This window comes from Kitasatospora sp. MMS16-BH015 (assembly GCF_002943525.1).
Classification (GTDB): Bacteria; Actinomycetota; Actinomycetes; order Streptomycetales; family Streptomycetaceae; genus Kitasatospora.
The window spans coordinates 6167378-6187300 of the sequence record NZ_CP025394.1 but is presented as its reverse complement, the minus strand read 5'-3'; the positions used below and the strand labels follow the sequence as shown (position 1 = coordinate 6187300).

Annotated in this window: 16 protein-coding genes and 1 pseudogene; 6 read left to right on the top strand and 11 right to left on the bottom strand. The window is 73.0% G+C overall.

Annotation, left to right across the window (positions count from 1 at the left end):
• Window positions 1-157 precede the first annotated feature (157 nt).
• A complete protein-coding gene (locus CFP65_RS26635; protein WP_104818563.1) occupies window positions 158-868 on the top strand; it encodes a hypothetical protein in 711 nt (236 codons plus the stop codon).
• Between the two features lie 13 nt (window positions 869-881).
• Here CFP65_RS26635 and CFP65_RS39225 read toward each other — a convergent pair whose 3' ends face one another.
• The 4 genes from CFP65_RS39225 to CFP65_RS26610 form a co-directional block, all read right to left on the bottom strand.
• Window positions 882-1019, bottom strand: a complete 138-nt coding sequence (locus CFP65_RS39225) for a hypothetical protein (protein WP_158702363.1) — start codon at window positions 1017-1019, stop codon at window positions 882-884.
• A gap of 592 nt (window positions 1020-1611) precedes the next feature.
• Window positions 1612-2805 (bottom strand): RtcB family protein, encoded by a 1194-nt coding sequence (locus CFP65_RS26620; RefSeq protein ID WP_104818560.1) that lies wholly within the window; start codon window positions 2803-2805, stop codon window positions 1612-1614.
• Window positions 2806-3134: 329 nt separating this feature from the next.
• The gene (locus tag CFP65_RS26615; protein ID WP_104818559.1) at window positions 3135-4520 is read right to left on the bottom strand and encodes a pitrilysin family protein; all 1386 of its coding nucleotides are present in this window, start codon (window positions 4518-4520) and stop codon (window positions 3135-3137) included.
• Window positions 4517-5839, bottom strand: coding sequence for a pitrilysin family protein (locus CFP65_RS26610; RefSeq protein WP_104818558.1), 1323 nt, complete (start codon window positions 5837-5839; stop codon window positions 4517-4519). Before CFP65_RS26610 ends, CFP65_RS26615 begins: the two co-directional genes overlap by 4 nt.
• Window positions 5840-6124: 285 nt before the next feature.
• Between CFP65_RS26610 and CFP65_RS26605 the strand changes: the two genes are divergently transcribed.
• Together CFP65_RS26605 and CFP65_RS26600 are read left to right on the top strand one after the other, a co-directional pair.
• Window positions 6125-8584 carry a DNA topoisomerase (ATP-hydrolyzing) subunit A gene (locus tag CFP65_RS26605; protein ID WP_104818557.1) on the top strand — a complete coding sequence of 820 codons (2460 nt, stop codon included), beginning with the start codon at window positions 6125-6127 and terminating at the stop codon, window positions 8582-8584.
• A 175-nt stretch (window positions 8585-8759) separates the two neighbouring features.
• Window positions 8760-9670: pseudogene (locus CFP65_RS26600) on the top strand (sucrase ferredoxin).
• Window positions 9671-9775: 105 nt separating this feature from the next.
• Here the strand turns inward: CFP65_RS26600 and CFP65_RS26595 are convergent.
• Together CFP65_RS26595 and CFP65_RS26590 are read right to left on the bottom strand one after the other, a co-directional pair.
• Window positions 9776-10459 carry a response regulator gene (locus CFP65_RS26595; RefSeq protein ID WP_104821145.1) on the bottom strand — a complete coding sequence of 228 codons (684 nt, stop codon included), beginning with the start codon at window positions 10457-10459 and terminating at the stop codon, window positions 9776-9778.
• Window positions 10456-12066 (bottom strand): sensor histidine kinase, encoded by a 1611-nt coding sequence (locus CFP65_RS26590; RefSeq protein ID WP_104818556.1) that lies wholly within the window; start codon window positions 12064-12066, stop codon window positions 10456-10458. The genes CFP65_RS26595 and CFP65_RS26590 overlap by 4 nt, the downstream gene beginning before the upstream one ends.
• A gap of 206 nt (window positions 12067-12272) precedes the next feature.
• On the opposite strand from CFP65_RS26590, the gene CFP65_RS26585 reads away from it, so the two are divergent.
• From CFP65_RS26585 to CFP65_RS26575, 3 genes are read left to right on the top strand one after another with little or no spacing between them, the layout of a single operon-like run.
• Window positions 12273-13097 (top strand): ABC transporter ATP-binding protein, encoded by an 825-nt coding sequence (locus tag CFP65_RS26585; RefSeq protein WP_104818555.1) that lies wholly within the window; start codon window positions 12273-12275, stop codon window positions 13095-13097.
• Window positions 13094-13954 (top strand): ABC transporter permease, encoded by an 861-nt coding sequence (locus tag CFP65_RS26580; protein ID WP_104818554.1) that lies wholly within the window; start codon window positions 13094-13096, stop codon window positions 13952-13954. The genes CFP65_RS26585 and CFP65_RS26580 overlap by 4 nt, the downstream gene beginning before the upstream one ends.
• A gap of 31 nt (window positions 13955-13985) precedes the next feature.
• Window positions 13986-15047 (top strand): ABC transporter substrate-binding protein, encoded by a 1062-nt coding sequence (locus CFP65_RS26575; protein WP_104818553.1) that lies wholly within the window; start codon window positions 13986-13988, stop codon window positions 15045-15047.
• A gap of 73 nt (window positions 15048-15120) precedes the next feature.
• Here CFP65_RS26575 and CFP65_RS26570 read toward each other — a convergent pair whose 3' ends face one another.
• The 5 genes from CFP65_RS26570 to CFP65_RS26550 all read right to left on the bottom strand — a co-directional run bounded on the left by CFP65_RS26570 (window position 15121) and on the right by CFP65_RS26550 (window position 19904).
• The gene (locus CFP65_RS26570) at window positions 15121-16803 is read right to left on the bottom strand and encodes a cation acetate symporter (protein ID WP_104818552.1); all 1683 of its coding nucleotides are present in this window, start codon (window positions 16801-16803) and stop codon (window positions 15121-15123) included.
• Entirely contained in the window at window positions 16800-17279 is a 480-nt protein-coding gene (locus tag CFP65_RS26565) for a DUF485 domain-containing protein (protein ID WP_254552579.1), read from the bottom strand. Before CFP65_RS26565 ends, CFP65_RS26570 begins: the two co-directional genes overlap by 4 nt.
• A 172-nt stretch (window positions 17280-17451) precedes the next feature.
• Window positions 17452-18246, bottom strand: a complete 795-nt coding sequence (locus CFP65_RS26560; protein ID WP_104818551.1) for a response regulator transcription factor — start codon at window positions 18244-18246, stop codon at window positions 17452-17454.
• Window positions 18243-19400, bottom strand: coding sequence for a sensor histidine kinase (locus CFP65_RS26555; protein ID WP_104821143.1), 1158 nt, complete (start codon window positions 19398-19400; stop codon window positions 18243-18245). Before CFP65_RS26555 ends, CFP65_RS26560 begins: the two co-directional genes overlap by 4 nt.
• Window positions 19401-19415: 15 nt before the next feature.
• Window positions 19416-19904: a CcdC protein domain-containing protein gene (locus CFP65_RS26550; RefSeq protein WP_104818550.1), complete on the bottom strand. Its 489-nt coding sequence runs from the start codon at window positions 19902-19904 to the stop codon at window positions 19416-19418.
• Window positions 19905-19923 lie beyond the last annotated feature (19 nt).

Here is a 19923-nt window from a genome sequence, read left to right as displayed (position 1 = left end):
CGGCCCGCTCCCCCGTACCCACCTGCTCGAACGAATCGCGTGATCTTAATACCTGGCCGGTGTACGCCCCGAACGAATTGACGCCCCGCCGGAACCGGCACCGCCCGCGGGACGTGATCACTGGCGGTCCGACAGCCGAGGCGACGGGGGGCGGGGCATGCGGCAGGTCAGGGGTGCGGCCAAGGCGGTGCTGGCGCTGGTGGCCGTGGCGGGGGTGCTCGCGGTGCTGGCCTGGCAGCTCTTCTGGTTCCTCTTCGACCTGAACGGGCCGGACTTCCGGGACACCGGCGGAGCAGGCCTCTACTGGGGCGTCGCCAAGGGGTGGGCCGTCCTCGCCGGCTGCGCGGCGCTGCGCCAGCTCGGACAGGAGGGCTCGCTGCGACGGATGGCCTGCTGGGTCCTGGCCATGCTGCTGATGCCCTGCTGGCCGGTGCAGGCCGCACTGGTCGCCGTCCTGGTGGCCCTACGCAGAGCGGCGGGTTGGCGCCGGTGGAGCGCCGCACTGGCCGGAGCTCTCCTGCTCACCGGCGGCGCCGGCTGGGCCGCCACCGCCTACGCGGCCGAACAACCCTGGCCCGGCGGCCCGGACTCCACCCTCACCGGCTCCTGGCTGAGCACCCGCGGCGGCCGCCTGGAGCTACGCCCCGACCACACCTTCACCGCCACCGTCCGCGACCCGGACCACGACTGGGCCGCCTGGCCCGGTACCGTCACCGGCAGTTGGACGGTGACCGCCGACCGACTCCTGGTGCTGACCAGCGCCGCCAGCTCCGTCGAGCTGGACCCGTACGGCAGCGACTCCCCCGCCACCCTCTGCGGGCCGATCGACTGGGAGAGCCCCTGCGCCTCGGCCCTGCACCTGGGGTGAGGCGTGCCGCTCGTCAGCCGGGCGGCACGCAGAAGCTGTTCAGGGTCTTGACGTCCTCGTTGACGTGGGTGATGCCCTCGTCGTAGTTCTCCATCTCGGAGAGCTGCAATGTCCCGAAATCTCCCCACAGCTGGGTGAGGACGGAGCGCACGGAAGCATTGTCCGACTCGACGGGCATGTCCTGGTACGCCTGCGCTGCGGCTGCCCGCCGGCTCGTCATGGTCGAACCGGCCGTTCGGTTGAACCTCTGCACGACGCCCTGAGCCTTGGCGCAGCCCATCGGGGGGCCCGAGGTCAGGGTGACCAGTGGATCCGGTGCGGGCCGCTGACTGGTTGTGGACGCGGCTGGGCTCGGCGTGCTCGGCGGTGGGGACGGGAACGGCACTGGTGGGGACGGCGCAGCGGTGGTCGGCGCAGCAGTAGTCGGCACGGCGATGGTCGGCGCAGCGGTGGTCGGGCTCGGGCCAGGAGCGGACGCCGGGCCCGGATCCGGTGGCACCACGTATGCGATGACGGCGACAAGCGCGGCCACCACTCCCGCCAGCGCCGCGGTGGCAGCCCATCTTCCCTCGCCGTTCGAGTCTCCAGGCGGCCGTGGCGGCCTAGGCTCTGCCGGTTCGCTCCCCGTCGTCATCCTTCGATGATGGCCCGGCGCACGTACGAGGAACCCGGCCGTGCGACTGCATTCACTGAACTCCCGACAGCCGGTCGGGCAGGCCGAGTACAGCCTGCCCGACACCGCGTCAGCCCTTGACGCAGACCACCTGCTTCAGCTGGGCGACCACCTCGACCAGGTCCTTCTGCTGGGCGATGACCTTCTCGATCGGCTTGTACGCGCCGGGGATCTCGTCGACCACGCCGGGGTCCTTGCGGCACTCGACGCCCTTGGTCTGCTCCGCCAGGTCGCTCGTCGTGAACCGCTTCTTGGCCGCGGTGCGGCTCATCTTGCGGCCCGCGCCGTGCGAGGCGGAGTTGAACGAGTCGGCGTTGCCCAGCCCGCGGACGATGTACGAACCGGTGCCCATCGAGCCCGGGATGATCCCGTACTCACCGGAACCGGCCCGGATCGCGCCCTTGCGGGTGACCAGCAGGTCGACGCCGTCGTACCGCTCCTCCGCCACGTAGTTGTGGTGGCAGCTGATGACGGAATCGAAGCCGACCTTGGCCTTCGGAAACTCGCGGCGGACGATGTCCTGGAACAGGGCCATCATGATCGCGCGGTTGTGCTTGGCGTACTCCTGCGCCCAGAACAGGTCCTGCCGGTAGGCGCCCATCTGCGGGGTGTCCGCGATGAAGACCGCGAGGTCGCGGTCGACCAGGCCCTGGTTGTGCGGGAGCGAGCGGGCCACGCCCATGTGGTGCTCGGCCAGCTCCTTGCCGATGTTGCGCGAACCGGAGTGCAGCATCAGCCAGACCGCGCCGGTGGTGTCGACGCAGACCTCGATGAAGTGGTTGCCGCCGCCCAGCGTGCCCATCTGCTGCATGGCCCGCTCGCGCCGCCACTTCACCTCCGGGGCGACCTCGTCGAAGCGCCCCCAGAAGTCGTCCCAACCGGCGGTGGGGTGACCGTGGAGCTTGCGCGGGTCGACCGGGTCGCTGTGCTTGCCCTGGCCGACCGGGATGATCTGCTCGATCTTCGAGCGCAGCCGGGAGAGGTCGTCGGGCAGGTCCTTCGCGGTGAGCGTGGTCTTCACCGCGCTCATCCCGCAGCCGATGTCCACGCCGACGGCGGCCGGGCAGACGGCGCCGCGCATCGCGATCACCGAGCCGACGGTCGCGCCCTTGCCCAGGTGCACGTCCGGCATCACGGCCAGGCCGTGCAGCCAGGGCAGCGAGCTGATGTTGCGCAGCTGCTGCATGGCCGCGCCCTCGACGGTGGCGGGATCCGTCCACATCCGGATCGGCACCCGGATGCCCGGAACTTCGGTGTACGACATGGTGAACGACCTCCAAGGGTCGGCAGGTTCAAGCCTAGGCCGCGAAGGCCCGGGAGAGGGAGGACTGCCACGCGAAGCGTCCGGCGTGGCTCGGGAAGATCAGGGGCGCTCAGGCCGCGAAGGCGCAGGTGCGTCGGAGGGACGGCAGCCCTGGGGAGCGATAGGTGGTTGGCTCGACCCGCATGTGGACCGCCTCCTCTCCGGTGATTCGGTCACCCACCGTGGGCGACGGGGATATCTACCCACACTCCGTGAGGGACCGGCAAGGCATTAAAAAACGGTGCGGGGCGGCTCCGGAGAGCCGCCCCGCACCGGAGCGCGACGCGTCGTCAGCTGACGACCGTCACCTCGCCGATGCCGAGCGCGCGGACCGGCTCGGCGATCGCGGCGGCGTCGCCGACCAGCACGGTGACCAGGCGGTCGGCCGGGTACGCGGCGACCACGGCGGCGGTGGCCGCGGCCGTCTCCAGCTCGGCCAACTCGCGGTAGATCCGGGCCTGGTAGTCGTCGGGCAGACTCTGCTCGACCTGGTCGGCCAGGGTGGAGGCGACCGAGCCGGCCGTCTCGTACTTGAGCGGGGCGACCCCGACCAGGTACTGCACCGACTCCTCGCGCTCGGCGTCGGTCAGGCCCTCGGCGGCCAGGGTGCGCAGGATCTTCCAGGTGTCCTCCAGCGCCGGGGCGGTGGAGGCGGTGTCCACCGAACCGCTGATCGCCATAAGGGCCCGGCCGGAGCCGTCGGCGCCGGAGCGCAGCGGCTGGGCGAAGGCGCGGACGCCGTAGGTGTAGCCCTTCTCCTCGCGCAGCACCCGGTCGAGCCGGGAGGTGAGGGTGCCGCCGAGGCAGTAGGTGCCGAGCAGCTGGGCGGCCCAGGCCGGGTCGTGGCGGTCCGGGCCGATCCGGCCGATCAGCAGCTGGGTCTGCACCGAGCCGGGCCGGTCGACGATGACCACCCGGCCGGCGTCGTCGGCCACCACGGGGGCGTGCGTGCTGGGGGTGGCCGGGCCGGCCGTCCAGCGGCCGAGGGTGGCCTCCAGCAGGGCCGGCAGGTCGACGCCGGTGAGGTCGCCGACCACCACGGCGGTCGCGGTGGAGGGGCGCACGTACCCGGCGTAGAACTCCTGGACGGCGGCCCGGGTGATGTTCTTGACCGTGTCGGTGGTGCCGTTGCGCGGGCGGGAGAGGCGGTCGGCTCCGTCGAACAGCGTGGCGTAGAGCGCCTTGGCCGCGCGGCGGGCCGGGTTGGCCTGCTCGTGGGTGATCTCGTCCAGGCGGTTGGCCACCAGGCGCTCGATCTCGGCCTCGGGCAGCGCGGGGGCGCGCAGCGCGTCGGCCAGCAGGGTGAGGCCGCGCTCCAGGCGGGAGGCGGGCACCTCGAGCGAGACCCGCAGGCCGGGGTGGTCGGTGGAGGTGTCCAGGGTGGCCCCGGCGCGCTCCAGCTCGGCCGCGAACTGCTCGGCGTCCAGGCTGTCGGTGCCCTCGTTGAGGGCCCGGGCCAGGATGTTGGCCACGCCGTCCAGACCGGCCGGCTCGGCGGCCAGCGGCGCGTCCAGCTGCACGTCCACGGCGACCAGCTGCTGGCCGGGGCGGTGGCAGGAGAGCACGGTGAGGCCGTTGGCCAGGGTGGTGCGCTCGGGGGCCGGGAAGGCCCACGGGGTCGGGGCGCCCGGGGTGGGCTGCGGGTGGAAGGTCATGGCGGGGGTCACGTCGGTCATGCCGCGTCCTCCTCGGTCTCGTCGTCGGCGGTGGTCGGCTCGTACACCAGCACGGCCCGGTTGTCGGCCCGCAGGCAGGCCTCGGCCACGGCCCGGACCTCCTCGGCGGTCACGTCGAGGACGCGGTCGAGGGCGGTGTTGACCAGCTTGGGGTCGCCGAACAGGACGGCGTACCGGCAGAGTTCGTCGGCGCGGCCGGCCACCGTGGTGAGCCGGTCCAGCCACTCGCGCTCGATCTGGGCCTGGGCGCGCTCCAGCTCCTCGGCGGTGGGGCCCTCGGCGGCGAAGCGGGCCAGCTCCTCCTCGACGGCGGTCTCGATCTGCTCGATCGTCGCCTCGCCGGAGGTCTTGGCGTCCAGCCAGCCCAGCGAGGGCGCCCCGGCCAGGCGGAGCAGGCCGAAGCCGGCGGTGACGGCGGTGCGGTCGTGGCGGACCAGGCGGTTGTACAGCCGGCTGGACTCGCCGGAGCCGAGGACGGTCAGCGCCAGGTCGGCGGCGTCGGCCTCGCGGGTGCCGTCCTGCGGCAGCCGGTAGGCGGCCATCAGCGCGCGGGAGGGCACGTCCTCCAGGACCAGCTCGCGGGCCTCGGCGCCCATGATCCCGGGCAGCGCGCCGTCGCGCGGGGGCTGCTTGCCGTCGTGGCCGGGGATCGAACCGAAGTACTTCTCCACCCAGGCGATGGTCTGCGCCGGGTCGAGGTCGCCGACGATCGAGAGCACGGCGTTGTTGGGCGCGTAGTAGGTGCGGAAGAACGCGCGGGCGTCCTCCAGGGTGGCCGCGTCCAGGTCGGCCATCGAGCCGATCGGGGTGTGGTGGTACGGGTGGTCCTCGGGGAAGGCGAGGGCGACCAGCTTCTCGAAGGCGGTGCCGTAGGGCACGTTGTCGTAGCGCTGGCGGCGCTCGTTCTTGACCACGTCGCGCTGGTTCTCCATGGACGTGTCGTCCAGGGCGGCCAGCAGCGAGCCCATCCGGTCGGCCTCCAGCCAGAGCGCGAGCTCCAACTGGTGGGCGGGCATGGTCTCGAAGTAGTTGGTGCGCTCGAAGCTGGTGGTGCCGTTGAGCGAGCCGCCCGCGCCCTGCACCAGCTCGAAGTGGCCGTTGCCCGAGACGTTGGCCGAGCCCTGGAACATCAGGTGCTCGAAGAGGTGGGCCAGCCCGGTGCGGCCCTTCACCTCGTGGCGCGAACCCACGTCGTACCAGAGGCAGACTGCGGTGACCGGTGTGAGGTGGTCCTCGGAGAGCACCACGCGCAGGCCGTTGGCCAGGCGGTGCTCGGTGATGGCGAGACCTCGGGTGGTGGCGGGGGCCGGGTTGGCCATGCGGTCACCGGTCCTTTCCGGGCTTGATCGGCGCTGACGGCGCTGGAGCGCCGTGCCGTGGTCGGCGTGAGGGTCTGGAGCTGGCCCCCATTGTGGTGCAACGCGTGAGCGCCCGTGATGTGCCCGCGCTGACCGGGCGTTCGCCACGGGCGGAAGCGGCGGCCCCGGCAGCCCGAAGCGGGGCTTGTCGGCGGGAGGGTCCACAATGGGGGGCGCCGTACCCATGCACGGATTCAGCAGTTACAGGAACGACGTAGCCAGACACACGTAGGGAGCCCCGCCGCGATGGCCCGCCGCAGTTCGCCCACCCCGCCGCCCGGAGACTACGAGGAGCGCATCCTCGACGTCGACGTCGTGGACGAGATGCAGGGCTCCTTCCTGGAGTACGCCTACTCGGTGATCTACTCCCGCGCCCTGCCCGACGCGCGGGACGGCCTCAAGCCGGTGCACCGCCGCATCCTCTACCAGGCCAACGAGATGGGCCTGCGCCCCGACCGCGCGCACGTGAAGTGCGCCCGCGTGGTCGGCGAGGTGATGGGCCGTCTGCACCCGCACGGTGACGCCTCGATCTACGACTCCGTGGTCCGGATGGCCCAGCCGTTCTCGATGCGGCTGCCGCTGATCGACGGCCACGGCAACTTCGGCTCGCTCGGCAACGACGACCCGCCGGCCGCCATGCGGTACACCGAGTCGCGGCTGACCAACGCCTCGATGGCGCTGGTCGAGTCGATCCACGAGGACACCGTCGACTTCGGCCCCAACTACGACGGCAGCGAGCAGGAGCCCACCGTGCTCCCCGCCGCCTTCCCCAACCTGCTGGTCAACGGCGCCTCCGGGATCGCCGTCGGCATGGCCACCAACATGCCGCCGCACAACCTCGCCGAGGTGGTGGCCGCCGCCCGGCACCTGATCAAGCACCCGCAGGCCGACCTCGACGCCCTGATGCGCTTCGTGCCCGGCCCGGACCTGCCCACCGGCGGCCGGATCGTCGGCCTCTCGGGCATCCGGGACGCCTACGAGAGCGGGCGCGGCACCTTCAAGATCCGTGCCACCGTCTCGATCGAGGCCGTCACCGCCCGCCGCAAGGGCATCGTGGTCACCGAGCTGCCGTTCAGCGTCGGCCCGGAGAAGGTCATCTCCAAGATCAAGGACCTGGTCGGCGCCAAGAAGCTCCAGGGCATCGCCGACGTCAAGGACCTGACCGACCGTGAGCACGGCCTGCGCCTGGTCATCGAGGTCAAGAACGGCTTCGTGCCCGAGGCCCTGCTCGAGCAGCTCTACAAGCTGACGCCGATGGAGGAGACCTTCGGCATCAACAACGTCGCCCTGGTCGACGGCCAGCCGCTGACGCTGGGCCTCAAGGAGCTGCTCGAGGTCTACGTCGACCACCGCTTCACCGTGGTGCGGCGGCGCAGCGAGTTCCGCCGCCGCAAGCGGCAGGAGCGGCTGCACCTGGTCGAGGGCCTGCTGGTCGCGCTGGTCGACATCGACGAGGTCATCGCGATCATCCGTTCCAGCGACAACGCGACCCAGGCCAAGGAGCGCCTGATGGAGCGTTTCGGGCTCACCGAGACGCAGACCGCGTACATCCTGGACACCCCGCTGCGCCGCCTGACCCGCTTCGACCGGGTCGAGCTGGAGACGGAGCAGGAGAAGCTGCTCGCCGAGATCGCCGAGCTGACCGAGATCCTGGAGTCCGACACCCGGCTGCGCTCGGTGGTCTCCAATGAGCTGGCCGCCGTGGGCAAGCAGTTCGCCACCGAGCGGCGCACCGTGCTCCTCGAGGCCGGGTCGGCGCCGAGCGCGGCGCTCTCGGTACCGCTGGAGGTCGCGGACGACCCATGCCGGGTGCTGCTCTCCTCCACCGGCCTGCTGGCCCGCACCGCGGACGGCGAGCCGGTCGAGGCCGAGGCCACGGCCGCCCGGGCCAAGCACGACGTGATCGTCTCCGCCGTCCCGGCCACCGCCCGGGCCGACGTGGGCGTGGTCACCACGGCCGGGCGGGTGCTGCGCCTCCCGGTGATCGACCTGCCCGGGCTGCCGCCCTCCTCCACGCTCTCGCTGGCGGGTGGCGCGCAGGTCTCCGAGTTCCTCCGCCTGGAGGACGGCGAGCGGGCCATCGCCCTCACCACCCTGGACGAGTCCTCCCCCGGCCTCGCGCTCGGCACCGAGCAGGGCGTGGTCAAGCGGGTGGTGCCCGAGTGGCCGGCCAACAAGGACGAGTTCGAGGTGATCGCGCTCAAGGACGGCGACCGGCTGGTCGGCGCGGTCGAGCTGCGCACCGGCGAGGAGGACCTGGTCTTCATCGCCTCCGACGCCCAGTTGCTCCGCTACCCGGCCGGCTCCGTCCGCCCGCAGGGCCGCCCGGCGGGCGGCATGGCGGGCATCAAGCTCTCCGACGGCGCCCGGGTGCTCTCCTTCACCGCCGTCGACCCGGCCGCCGACGCGGTGGTGGTCTCGGTCGCGGGCTCGGCCGGCACCCTCGCGGGCGACCAGCAGAGCAGCTGGAAGCTCACCCCCTTCGAGCAGTACCCGCGCAAGGGCCGCGCCACCGGCGGCGTCCGCTGCCAGCGCTTCCTCCGCGGCGAGGACACCCTCCTCTTCGCCTGGGCCGGCCCGGCCCCGGCCCGCGCGGCGGCCGCCAACGGCAACCCGGTCACGCTTCCCGAGCGCGACCCGCGCCGCGACGGCTCGGGCACTCCGGTGCCCTCGCCGATCGCGGCGGTGGCCGGACCTTCGGCGTGATCCTCTAGGGGTGCGGGGAACGGCGCGGCCAACCCCCCTGCTCTGCCGCTGTCTTACTCCGAGACCCAGTTGCACTATCCGTTGACGGTGCAACTGGGTCTCTTCCTGAGCTGACAGGTGTGCTTCTTCCGCCCTCGCGCAGTTCCCCGCGCCCCTGAATGGCTAAGGTTCGACCGTGAGTACTTGTACGACGATCTCCGCCGAGCTGGCCGAACCCCTGGCCGCCACCGCGGCCACGGCGACCACCTGGTTGCTGATCGAGCAGACGGGGCCCTGGGGGCCAAGGCGATGACCGAGAGCCACCTGGACGCGGCGATCGGGCGGGCGCTGGACGCGGCGGCGGCCGGGACGGGGGTGCGGATCGCGCTGATCCGCCGGCCGGGGCGGCACGCCGACGCGGCGGACGGTGCACCGCACACGGTGATCCTCGGGCACACCGCGCCCGGCCGGTCCTGGGTGCGCCGTCTGTCCGTCAGCGCCCCGGCGACCCTGCTGGAGCTGGACTTCGCGGCCCTCGGCGGCGGCGACCACGGCGACCTGGGCACCCCGCACCAGGGCGGCCCGATCGCCCTCGTCTGCACCAACGGCCGCCGCGACCGCTGCTGCGCCCTGCTCGGCCGCCCACTCGCGGCGGAGCTGGCAGCGGCGGGGCACAGCGAGGTCTGGGAGGTCACCCACCTGGGCGGCCACCGGTTCTCCCCCACCATGCTGGTGCTCCCGTACGGCTACGCGTACGGCCGCCTGACCGAGACCGCGGCCAAGGAGGTGCTGGCCGCCACGGCCGCCGGGCGGACCGCCCCGGCCTGGTCGCGCGGCCGCTCCTACTGGGACCGCCCGGCCCAGGCGGCCGAGCAGGCCGTCCGCGAACTCACCGGCGAGACGGCGGCGGACGCTCTGACCCTCACTCAGCAGGCCACCGCCGAAGGGTGCTGGACCGTCACCGTCACCCACCAGGACGGCCGCAGCTGGACGGCCGAGGTGGCCCAGCGCCCCAGCGAGCCGGCCCGACCGGAGAGTTGCGGCAAGGCCCCCGGTACTCCGGCGCGGATGGACGTAACGGCGCTGGCAGCTGCAACTGAGGCCTAGCACCGGGCTGCTACGCCGCTCCCCTCGCACCCGCGCCGCTCCCCTCGCACCCGCGCCGCTCCACTCGCACCCGCGCAGTTCCCCGCGCCCCCAGAGGCCGCCGCCTCACGCCGGGCGGTAGCGGTGCTCCGGGCGGCCGGTGGCGCCGTAGCGGAGCTCCAGGCGGATCAGCCCCTGCCGGACCGAGTACGAGAGGTACCGCTGGGCGGTCGCCCGGGAGACGCCGGTCCGTTCGGCGACCTGGGTGGCCGACAGGTCGCCGCCGTGGCGGCGGACGGCGGCCAGGACGAGGGCGAGGGTGGGGGCGGAGTGGCCCTTGGCCGGGAGCTGCGGGGCGGCCGTGGGGCGGGCGGCGTTGAAGAGGGCGTCCACCTCGGCCTGACCGGTCTCGGCCACGGGGTCGAGCGCGGCCACCCGCTCGCGCAGCTCCCGGTAGGCCGCCAACCGCTCCTGGAGTGCGGCGAAGCCGAAGGGCTTCACCAGGTAACCCGTCGCCCCCAGCTGCATGGCGGCCCGTACCGAGGCGAGGTCCCGGGCAGCGGTGATCATGAGCGCGTCCGGCCGCTCCCCGGGCTCCGCCCGCAGCCGCCGCAGCAGGTCGAGCCCGCTCCCGTCCGGCAGGTAGACGTCGAGCAGCAGCAGATCCGGCGTCAGCTCCCGGACGGCCTCGACGGCCGCCGCCACCGTCCCCGCCTGTCCGCACACCTCGAAGCCGGGCACCCGCCCGACGTACGCGGCGTGGATCCCGCTCACCCGGAAGTCGTCGTCCACCACCAGCACCCTGATCACCACGCCACCTCCAGACCGGCGCCGGTCAGGGCCGACGCCGACTCCTCGTCCGGCAGCGGCAGGGTGACGGTGAAGACCGCCCCCGGGCCCTCGCTGACGGTGATGGTGCCGCCGTGCCGCTGCACCAACCGGTGCACCAGGGCCAGCCCGAGCCCGCGCCGGGCGGTGCCGCGCTCGGGCTTGGTGGACCAGCCGTCCTCGAAGATCGCCTCCCGGGCGCCCGCCGGGATGCCGGGCCCGGAGTCGGTCACCGTCAGCACCACGGCCTCCGCCCGCTCGGCCAGCAGCAGCCGCACCTCACCGCCCGCTCCCGCCGCGTCCACGGCGTTGTCGAGCAGATTGCCCACGATGGTGAGCAGCCGCCGCAGATGGCCCGGGTCCTCGCCGAGCCGGGAGCCCGCCACCAGGCGCAGCCGCACCCCCCGCTCGGCGGCCACGGCCGTCTTGGCCACGATCAGGCCGGCCATCAGCGGGTTGGCGATGCTGTCCCGGACGGCCTCGGTGGCCGAGGGTTCGGCCCGGCCCAGCTCCACCGCGTAGTCCAGGGCGGCCTGCTGGTCACCCAGTTCGAGCAGGCCGGCCAGGGTGTGCAGCCGGTTGGCGAACTCGTGCTGCTGGGCCCGCAGGGCGTCGGTGAGGCCCCGGACGGCGTCCAGCTCGCGCAGCAGGCCGACCAGTTCGGTGCGGTCCCGGACGGTGACCACGGCGCCGAGGGTGCGGCCGTGCAGGGTGACGGGCATCCGGTTGACGGCCAGGCAGTGGCTGTCGGTGAGCACGGTGAGGTCGACCCCGGTCAGCGTGCCGTCGAGGGCACGGCGCAGCCTGCCGTCCGGCAGCAGCTGGTCGAGCCGGGAGCCGAGCGCGGTGCCGAGGCCGAGCAGCCGGCGGGCCTCGTCGTTGACCACCGTGACGCGGCCCTGCGGGTCGAAGGCGAGCACGCCCTCGCGGATGCCGTGCAGCATCGCCTCGCGGTCCTGGAGCAGCCCGGCGATCTCCTCCAGTTCGAGGCCGAAGGTGCTCCGCTTGAGCCGCCGGGCCAGCACGTAGGAGGCGGTCACGCCGACGGCGAGCGCGCTGCCGAGGTAGACGCCGAAGGTGGCCAGCTCGCGGCGGAGCTGGCCGAGCACGTCCCGCTCGGCGATGCCGACCGAGACCGCGCCGACCAGGGCACCGGTCGGGCCGCGCAGCGGGGCGGTGCCGTTGGCGGAGGCGCCGGTGGCGCCGTGGTCGATCCGCACCGAGCTGCGGCCGTCCGGCGGGGCCTCCTCCACCGGGCGGCCGATCAGCTCGGGGTAGGGGTGCGAGTGGCGCACCCCGGCGAGGTCGATCACCACCACGTACGAGGCCTTGGCCGCGACCCGCACCCGGTCGGTGACGGTCTGGACGAGGTCGCCCCCGCCGCCGTACTCCATGGCCGCCTGGATCTGCGGATCGGCGGCGGTGGTCTGCGCGATGGCCAGGGCCCGCTGCTCGTTGTCGCGGTCCAGCTGGGCGCGCTGGGCGTAGGCGAGCAGCACGAAGCCGATCAGGCCGGTGATGGCGAGGATCGCCAGGTGGCCGGTGAGGATCCGGGCCGAGAGCCGCCTGCCGCGCCCGCTTCGGGTCATGCCGTGCCACCTCCTGCGACCCCCTGCCTGGCTCGCGATTGTGCCTGGTGGGAGCGGGTTTGCCCACCCCCGCGACCGTGCGCAGAACGAGCAGAACCACGGGCAACGCGGTGAACCCACGCAATGCGCGCAAGACTCCCGGGGTCGTCGCTGCCCGCCCTACCGTCTGGCCACCGACAACGAGACCCCGAAGGTGGTGCCGGCCAGTGGACCAGACACCCGGCAGTGCGATCCCCGCGATCGAGCTGCGCCAGGCGACCAAGCGCTTCCGCACCCCCTCGGGGGGCGTCTACACCGCGATGTCCGAGCTGGGGATGACGGTGGCCCCCGGCGAGTTCTGCGCCGTGGTCGGCCCGACCGGCTGCGGCAAGTCGACCACCCTGTCGCTGGTCTCGGGGCTGGAGCCCGCCAGCGAGGGGCAGACGCTGATCCACGGCGAGCCGGTGACGGGGGTCGACCCCCGGGTGGGCTTCATGTTCCAGACCGATGCCGTCTTCCCGTGGAAGTCGGTGCAGGACAACGTCGCCGCCGGGCCGCTCTTCCGGGGCCTGCCCCGGAAGGAGTCGCTGGCCAAGGCCCGGGACTGGCTGCGCCGGGTGGGGCTGGCCGGGTTCGAGGACCGGCTGCCGCACCAGCTCTCGGGCGGGATGCGCAAGCGCGTGGCGCTGGCCCAGACGCTGATCAACGAGCCCGAGATCCTGCTGATGGACGAGCCCTTCTCCGCCCTGGACGTGCAGACCCGCCAGATCGTGCAGGACGAGCTCCTCGCCCTCTGGGAGCAGACCCGCCCGGCCGTCGTCTTCGTCACCCACGACCTGGAGGAGGCCATCGCGCTGGCCGACAAGGTCGTGGTGCTGACGGTGGGCCCGGCCACCGTCAAAGCCACCTTCGCCATCGACCTGCCCCGCCCGCGCCGCGTCCAGGAGATCCGCTTCCACCCGCGCTTCGTGGAGCTGTACGAGCAGATCTGGACCAGCCTGCGCGACGAGGTGCAGCTCGCGTACGCCCGCACGGCAGGAGCCGCCCGATGACCGTCCTCTCCGTCCCCCTGAACGAGACCGCCCTGCTCCGGGCCGCCCGGATCCGGCTGCGGCGGCGCCGGCTCCTGGTGCTGGCCGCCCAGCTGGCGCTGGTGGCGCTGGTGCTCGGCGGCTGGCAGCTCGGTGCCTCGCAGGGCTGGCTGGACTCCTTCACCTACGGCTCGCCGAGCGGGGTGGCCGAGCAGCTGCGGGTCTGGTTCACCGAGGGCACCGCGACCGGGTCGATCTGGCGCAACATCGGCGTGACGATGCAGGAGACGGTGTTCGGCTTCCTGATCGGCACCGCGGCCGGGGTGCTGCTGGGCATCGCGCTGGGCCGGGTCCGGGCGCTCGCGGACATCGCGGCGCCGTTCATCAAGGCGGCCAACTCGATCCCCCGCATCGTGCTCGGCTCGGTCTTCATCATCTGGTTCGGACTCGGCCCCAGCGGCAAGATCGCGCTGGCCACGGTGCTGGTCTTCTTCTCGGTCTTCTTCAACGCCTTCCAGGGCACCCGGGAGGTGGACCAGAACCTGATCTCCAACGCCCGCATCCTGGGCGCCTCCCCCTGGCGCGTCACCACCCAGGTGGTGCTGCCCTCGGCGATGACCTGGATCATCGCCTCCCTGCACTCGGCCTTCGGCTTCGCGCTGATCGGCGCCATCGTCGGCGAGATGCTCGGTGCCCAGTACGGCCTCGGACAGCTGATCGCCCAGGCCCAGGGCTCGTTCAACGCCGACGGCATCTACGCCGGGACGGTCGTGATCGCCGTCCTCGCGCTGCTCGCCGAATGGCTGGTGACGCGCTTCGAGAAGCGCGTGCTGCGCTGGCGCCCCAACCAGGCGGGCAGCCACGCCGCCCGGATCTGACCCTCCCCCACCCCCACCCAAGGAGCCCGCAATGACGCTGGTCCGTCGCACCACCACCCGCAGAGCCGCCACCGCCGCCCTCGCGGCCACCGCGCTCGCCCTCTCCCTCACCGCCTGCGGCGGGGGCGCCGCGAAGCCGGCGGCGAAGAACGACTCCGGCGAACTGACCGTCAAGATCATGGTCGGCGGCCTCAACAAGCAGATCTACCTGCCCGTGATGCTGGCCAAGGACCTGGGCTACTTCAAGGCTGCGGGCATCGACGCCCAACTCTCCGACGAACCGGCCGGGGTGGACGCCGAGACGGCGATGCTGGCCGGACAGGTGGACGCGGTGGTGGGCTTCTACGACCACACCATCGACCTCCAGTCGAAGGGCAAGTCCACCGAATCCGTGGTGCAGTTGCTGCGGGCGCCGGGCGAGGTGGAGATGGTCCGCACCGACCTGGCCGACTCGGTGAAGTCCCCGGCCGACTTCAAGGGCCGCCACCTCGGTGTCACCGGCCTCGGCTCCTCCACCAACTTCCTGACGCAGTACCTGGAGGAGAAGAGCGGCCTGAAGCCCGGCGAGGCCACCTCGATCGCCGTCGGTGCGGGCTCCACCTTCGTCGCGGCGATGCAGAACAAGCAGATCGACGCCGGGATGACCACCGAGCCCACCATCTCGATGCTGCAGCAGAAGGGCCTGGCCCGGCCGCTGATCGACCTGCGCACCGCCGAGGGCGCCCGGGCCGCGCTCGGCGGCACCTACCCGTCCTCCTGCCTCTACCTGACCACGGCCTACGTGCAGAAGAACCCGGAGGCCGTCCAGAAGCTGGCCGGCGTCTTGGTGAAGACGCTGAAGTGGATCCAGGCGCACTCCCCCGCCGAGATCACCGAGCAGATGCCCGCCGACTACTACGCGGGGGTCGGCAAGGACACCTACGTGAAGGCCCTGGAGAACGAGAAGGCCATGTACTCCCCCGACGGGCTGATGCCCGCGGACGGGCCGCAGACGGTGCTCAACGTGCTCTCGGCCTTCGACCCCACGGTCAAGGGCCACACCGTGGACCTGTCGAAGACCTACACCGACGAGTTCGTGAAGAAGGCCGGCTGACCGACCGTCGAGACACCCCCGGGCGTGGTCCCCCATCGCGCCCGGGGGCTTCGGCGGTCACGCCGCCCGGCCGTCAGGCGGCGCCGGCGCCGGTGAGGGAACGGACCTCCAACTCGGCGTACTTGTCCGGGTCGGCCATCTCCCGGGAGGTGACGGTGCCGACCCAACCGGCCAGGAAGCCGAGCGGGATGGAGACCAGACCGGGGTTCTCCAGCGGGAACCAGTGGAAGTCCACGCCCGGGAAGATCGAGGTCTTGGCCCCGGAGACGACGGTGGAGAAGACCACCAGCAGCACGGCGGGCACCAGGCCGCCGTACACCGACCAGACGGCGCCCCGGGTGGTGAAGCGGCTCCAGAACAGGCTGTAGAGCAGGGTCGGCAGGTTGGCCGAGGCGGCCACGGCGAAGGCCAGACCGACCAGGAAGGCCGTGTTGAGCTGCTGGGCGAACAGGCTGAGCACGATCGCCAGCGCGCCGATCACCACCGCGGCGGCCCGGGCCACCACCAGCTCCTCGCGCTCGGTGGGCTCCCGGCGGCCGACCCGGCGCCAGGCCCGGGCGTAGAGGTCGTGGGCGAAGGCGGCGGAGGCGGCCAGGGTGAGACCGGCGACCACGGCGAGGATGGTGGCGAAGGCGATCGCGGAGATCAGTGCGAAGAGCACCACGCCCGCCGTGCTGCCGGCTCCGCCGCCGAGGTCGAGGGCGAGCAGCGGGACGGCGGTGTTGCCGGCCGGGTTGGCGGCCTTGACCGCCTTGGCGCCGACCAGGGCGGTGGCGCCCAGGCCGAGCACGATGGCCATCAGGTAGAAGCCGCCGATCATGCCGATCGCCCACATCGTGGAGCGGCGGGCGGCCCGGGCGGTGGGCACGGTGTAGAACCGCGAGAGGATGTGCGGGAGGCCGGCGGTGCCGAGCACCAGGCCGAGGCCCAGGCTGAAGAAGTCCAGCCGACTGGTCAGGCTGGCCCCGTACTTGAGGCCGGGCTCCAGGTAGGCCTGGCCCTTGCCGCTGCCGTGGGCGGCGCTGCGCAGCAGCTCGGCGAGGTTGCCCTGAAAGCGGACCACCACCAGCACGGTGAGCAGCACGGCGCCGACGATCAGCACGAAGGCCTTGACGATCTGGATCCAGGTGGTGGCCTTCATGCCGCCGACCGTGACGTAGATGATCATCAGGGCGCCGACCCCGACGATCGTCCAGGTCTTGGCCTGCCCGCTGCTGGTACCCAGCAGCAGGGTGACCAGGCTGCCGGCGCCGACCATCTGGGCGATCAGGTAGAGCAGGGTGACCACCACGCTGGCGCTGCCGGCGGCGGCGCGCAGCGGGCGCTCACGCATCCGCAGGGCCAGCACGTCGGCCAGGGTGTACCGGCCGGAGTTGCGGACCAGCTCGGCGACCAGCATCAGCACCACCAGCCAGGCGACCAGGAAGCCGATGCTGTAGAGCACGCCGTCGTAGCCGTAGAGCGCGATCAGACCGGTGACGCCGAGGAAGGAGGCGGCGGAGAGGTAGTCGCCGGAGAGGGCGAAGCCGTTCTGGAGCGGGGTGAAGTCGCGGCCGCCGGCGTAGAAGTCTTCGGCGGCCTGGCCCCGGCGGCCGACCCAGAGGGTGATGCCGAGGGTGACCAGCACCACCACGGCGAACAGCGCCACGGCGAGACTGTGGTGCTCGCCCGAGGTGACCGGGCCCAGCTGGGCGGGCGGCGGCGGGGTCGCGGCGGACCCGGCCGCAGGGGGCGGCAGGAGGAGGGTGAGGGTCATCGGAGTTGGTCCTGGGTGTCCCAGCGCAGCCCGAGGGCGGCGCGGTCGCGCTTGGTACGGGCGTTCCGGGCGTAGAGCCAGGTCAGCAGGAAGGTCGAGGCGAACTGGAGCAGCCCGGCCAGCCACGCCACGTTGAGCGGGCCGGCTAGTCGGTAGCGCATCAGCTCGGGGGCGCTGGTCTGGGCGGCGAGGTAGAGCAGGTACCACCCGAGGAAGGCGGCGCTGGCGGGGAAGACGAACCCCCGGTAGCTGCGCCGGATCTCCTGGAACGCCGCACTGGCCTGGACCGTCCGGTACACCTCGGCGGCGTCGGTGGTCGAGACGGGGGCGGGGGGCGGCGGTGGGGGCGCGGCGGGCGGCGGGGCCGCCACCGCGCGCGGCGCGGGGACGGCCGGGCGGGCCTTCGCCGTCGACCGGACCACGGCCCGGCCGACGGGCTTGGCGACCCACCAGTCGAACCTCTCCTGCTGTGCCAATGCTGCTCCTGTACCGGGACGGCCCGTGGGGGCGCGGGCGTCGGTGTAGGCGCCGGAGAGGTCGTTTCCGGACGCACCTGTCCGGACCAGGATGGTGGCGCGCGCCCTGGCGTTGCGAGCCAGCATCCCGCTCTTCACTCAGACAGGTGAGGGCCAATCAGGTGACGGGGCGTTAGTTGCCGGTGAGGCCGCTGTTTCCAAGGCCGGAAGCGGGCCCCGGGGCGGGACCGGAGCCGGGGCGGCGCGCGGGGGTGGGGCCGGGGGCGATGCCGATGCCGTGCCGGAAGGCGTAGGCCACGGCCTGGGCCCGGTCGCGGACGGCGGTCTTGGCGAAGAGGTTGTTGATGTGCGTCTTCACGGTGGCCGGGCTCACGTAGAGCCGCTGGGAGATCTCGGTGTTGGAGAGGCCCTCGGCGATCAGCGCGAGCACCTCGGCCTCCCGGGCGGTCAGGCCGTCCGGGAGCTCGGCGGGGCCGGGCTGGGCCGACGGAACCGAGCGGGACGTGGCCGCCGGGGCGGCCGGGGGCGCGGTCGGGGCAGCGGAGAGGCGCTCCAGCAGGCGCCGCTGCACCTGTGGGGAGAGACCGGCCGCGCCCGAGCGCACGTCGGCGATGGCCCGGGCGATCTCCTCACCGCCGGCGTCCTTGGTCAGGTAACCCCGGGCGCCGGCCTGGAGGGCGGGGAAGAGCGAGTCGTCGTCGGCGTAGGTGGTGAGCACCACCACCTCCACCCCGGGGTGCTCGGCCCGGATCCGCCGGGTGGCCTCGACCCCGTCGCAGCGGGGCATCCGCAAGTCCATCAGCACCACGTCCGGCTCGTGGCGCTCGACCAGGCGCAGCGCCTCCTCGCCGTCCGCCGCCGCGGCCACCACCTCGATGCCGGGCAGCAGCCCCAGCAGCATCACGATGCCCTCGCGGACCACCGTCTGGTCGTCCACCACCAGCACCCTGGTCGCCGCCCCGGTCATGCGGGCACCCTCAGCAGCACGCGCCACCCTCCATCCTCCTGACCCGCCAGCAGCTCACCGCCGAGCAGCTCGGCCCGCTCGCGCATCCCCAGCAGACCGTACCCGCTGCCCGCGTCGGCGAGGCCCGGGGCAGCGGCGCCACGCGGCGGCCTGGTGTTGCGCACCTCCAGCTCCACGGCGCCCTCCAGGTACGCGAGCCGCACCGAGACCCGCGCGCCGGGGGCGTGCTTGCGCACGTTGGTGAACGCCTCCTGGGCGGTGCGGCTCACCGCCAGGCCGGTCTCGGCGGGCAGCGGCCGGGCCACCCCCTCGATGGCGAACTCGGCGCCCTCACGGCGCGTCAGCTCAACCAGGAACTCCCCAACCGGCGCGAACTCGCCGCGCAGCGCGGAGAGCGCCTGGCGGGTCTCGGCCAGCCCGTCCTGGGCCATCCGCCGGGCGGCCACCACCCGCTCCCGGACCCGCTCGCGCTCGGCCCCGGTGTCCAGCATCAGCCGGGCCGCCTCCAGGTGCACCAGCTGCGCCGAGAGGCTGTGCGCCAGCACGTCGTGTATCTCCCGGGCGATCCGGGTCCGCTCGGCCAGCGCCGCCGACTCGGCCTCGGCGGCCCGGGCCGCCCGCTCCCGCTGGAGCATGTGGTGCGCGGCGCCGGCGGCCTCGGCGTCCAGCCGGAGCAGGTAGCCGAGCAGGGCGAGCCCGCCGACGGTGGCGAGGATGCTGATCCAGCTCTCCCAGCTGGCCAGCGCGTAGGAGCCGAGGCAGGCCGCCGCGATCGGGGCGCCGACCACCAGGGGCAGCCGCACCAGGGCGGTGACGGCCAGGGTGCACCAGACCAGATCCGCCAGCAGGAAGGCCTCCACCGAGTTGGCCACCCAGCCGAACACGAGCAGGAGCACCGCCAGGCCGACCGCCGCCGACCGCCGGCGGGCCAGGGTCGCCTGGAAGTAGGCCGCGAACAGCGCCCCGAAAAGGACTATCCCGGCCCCGATCCCGGCCGCCCACCAGTCGGTGAACCGACCCGGTGCGTAGGTGCCCCAGACCACCACCACAAGCAGCACCAGCCTGGTCAGCACCGAGAGCAGCCGACGCGGCTGGCTCTCCCGCTCCCGGGAGAGCCCGGCCCGCGGCGGCCAGTCGGCCCAGGAGGTCTGCATCCGCACGGCGGCCTCTCAGTCGATCAGGGTAGGGACACGGTACGACGCGACCAGCCGGTCGGCGCGCCACCGCAGCACCAGCCCGCGGACCAGCAGGAGGGCGGCGAGGGCGAGCAGCAGGTCACTGGTGCCCTGCTTCACACCCAGGGCCGTGCCGACGCCGTAGAGACCACCGCGCACCACCATCATGCCGAGCCAGGCCGCGAGCGCGGCAGGGGTGCCCTTGACCCAGACGGCTCCGTCGCTCTCCTGCCAGAGCCGGGATGTCCAGGCCCAGGCCGAGCCGAGGGCTATCTCGACCAACACCCCGACGGCTATCAGACAGATGGCGGCCAGCTGGTGGTGAGGGTCCACGAGGGCCGGATCCCTCAGGGAGAGCACGGCGAGGATCAGCGGGATCAGCCAGACCCGCTTCTCCGAATCGAGCTGCCGGGCCCGGAGCTGACGGGCGATCACCAGCACGGTCACCGCCAGGATGACCAGGATGTTGAACGTGCCGCTCATGGTGGGCTCCGTACGGGTG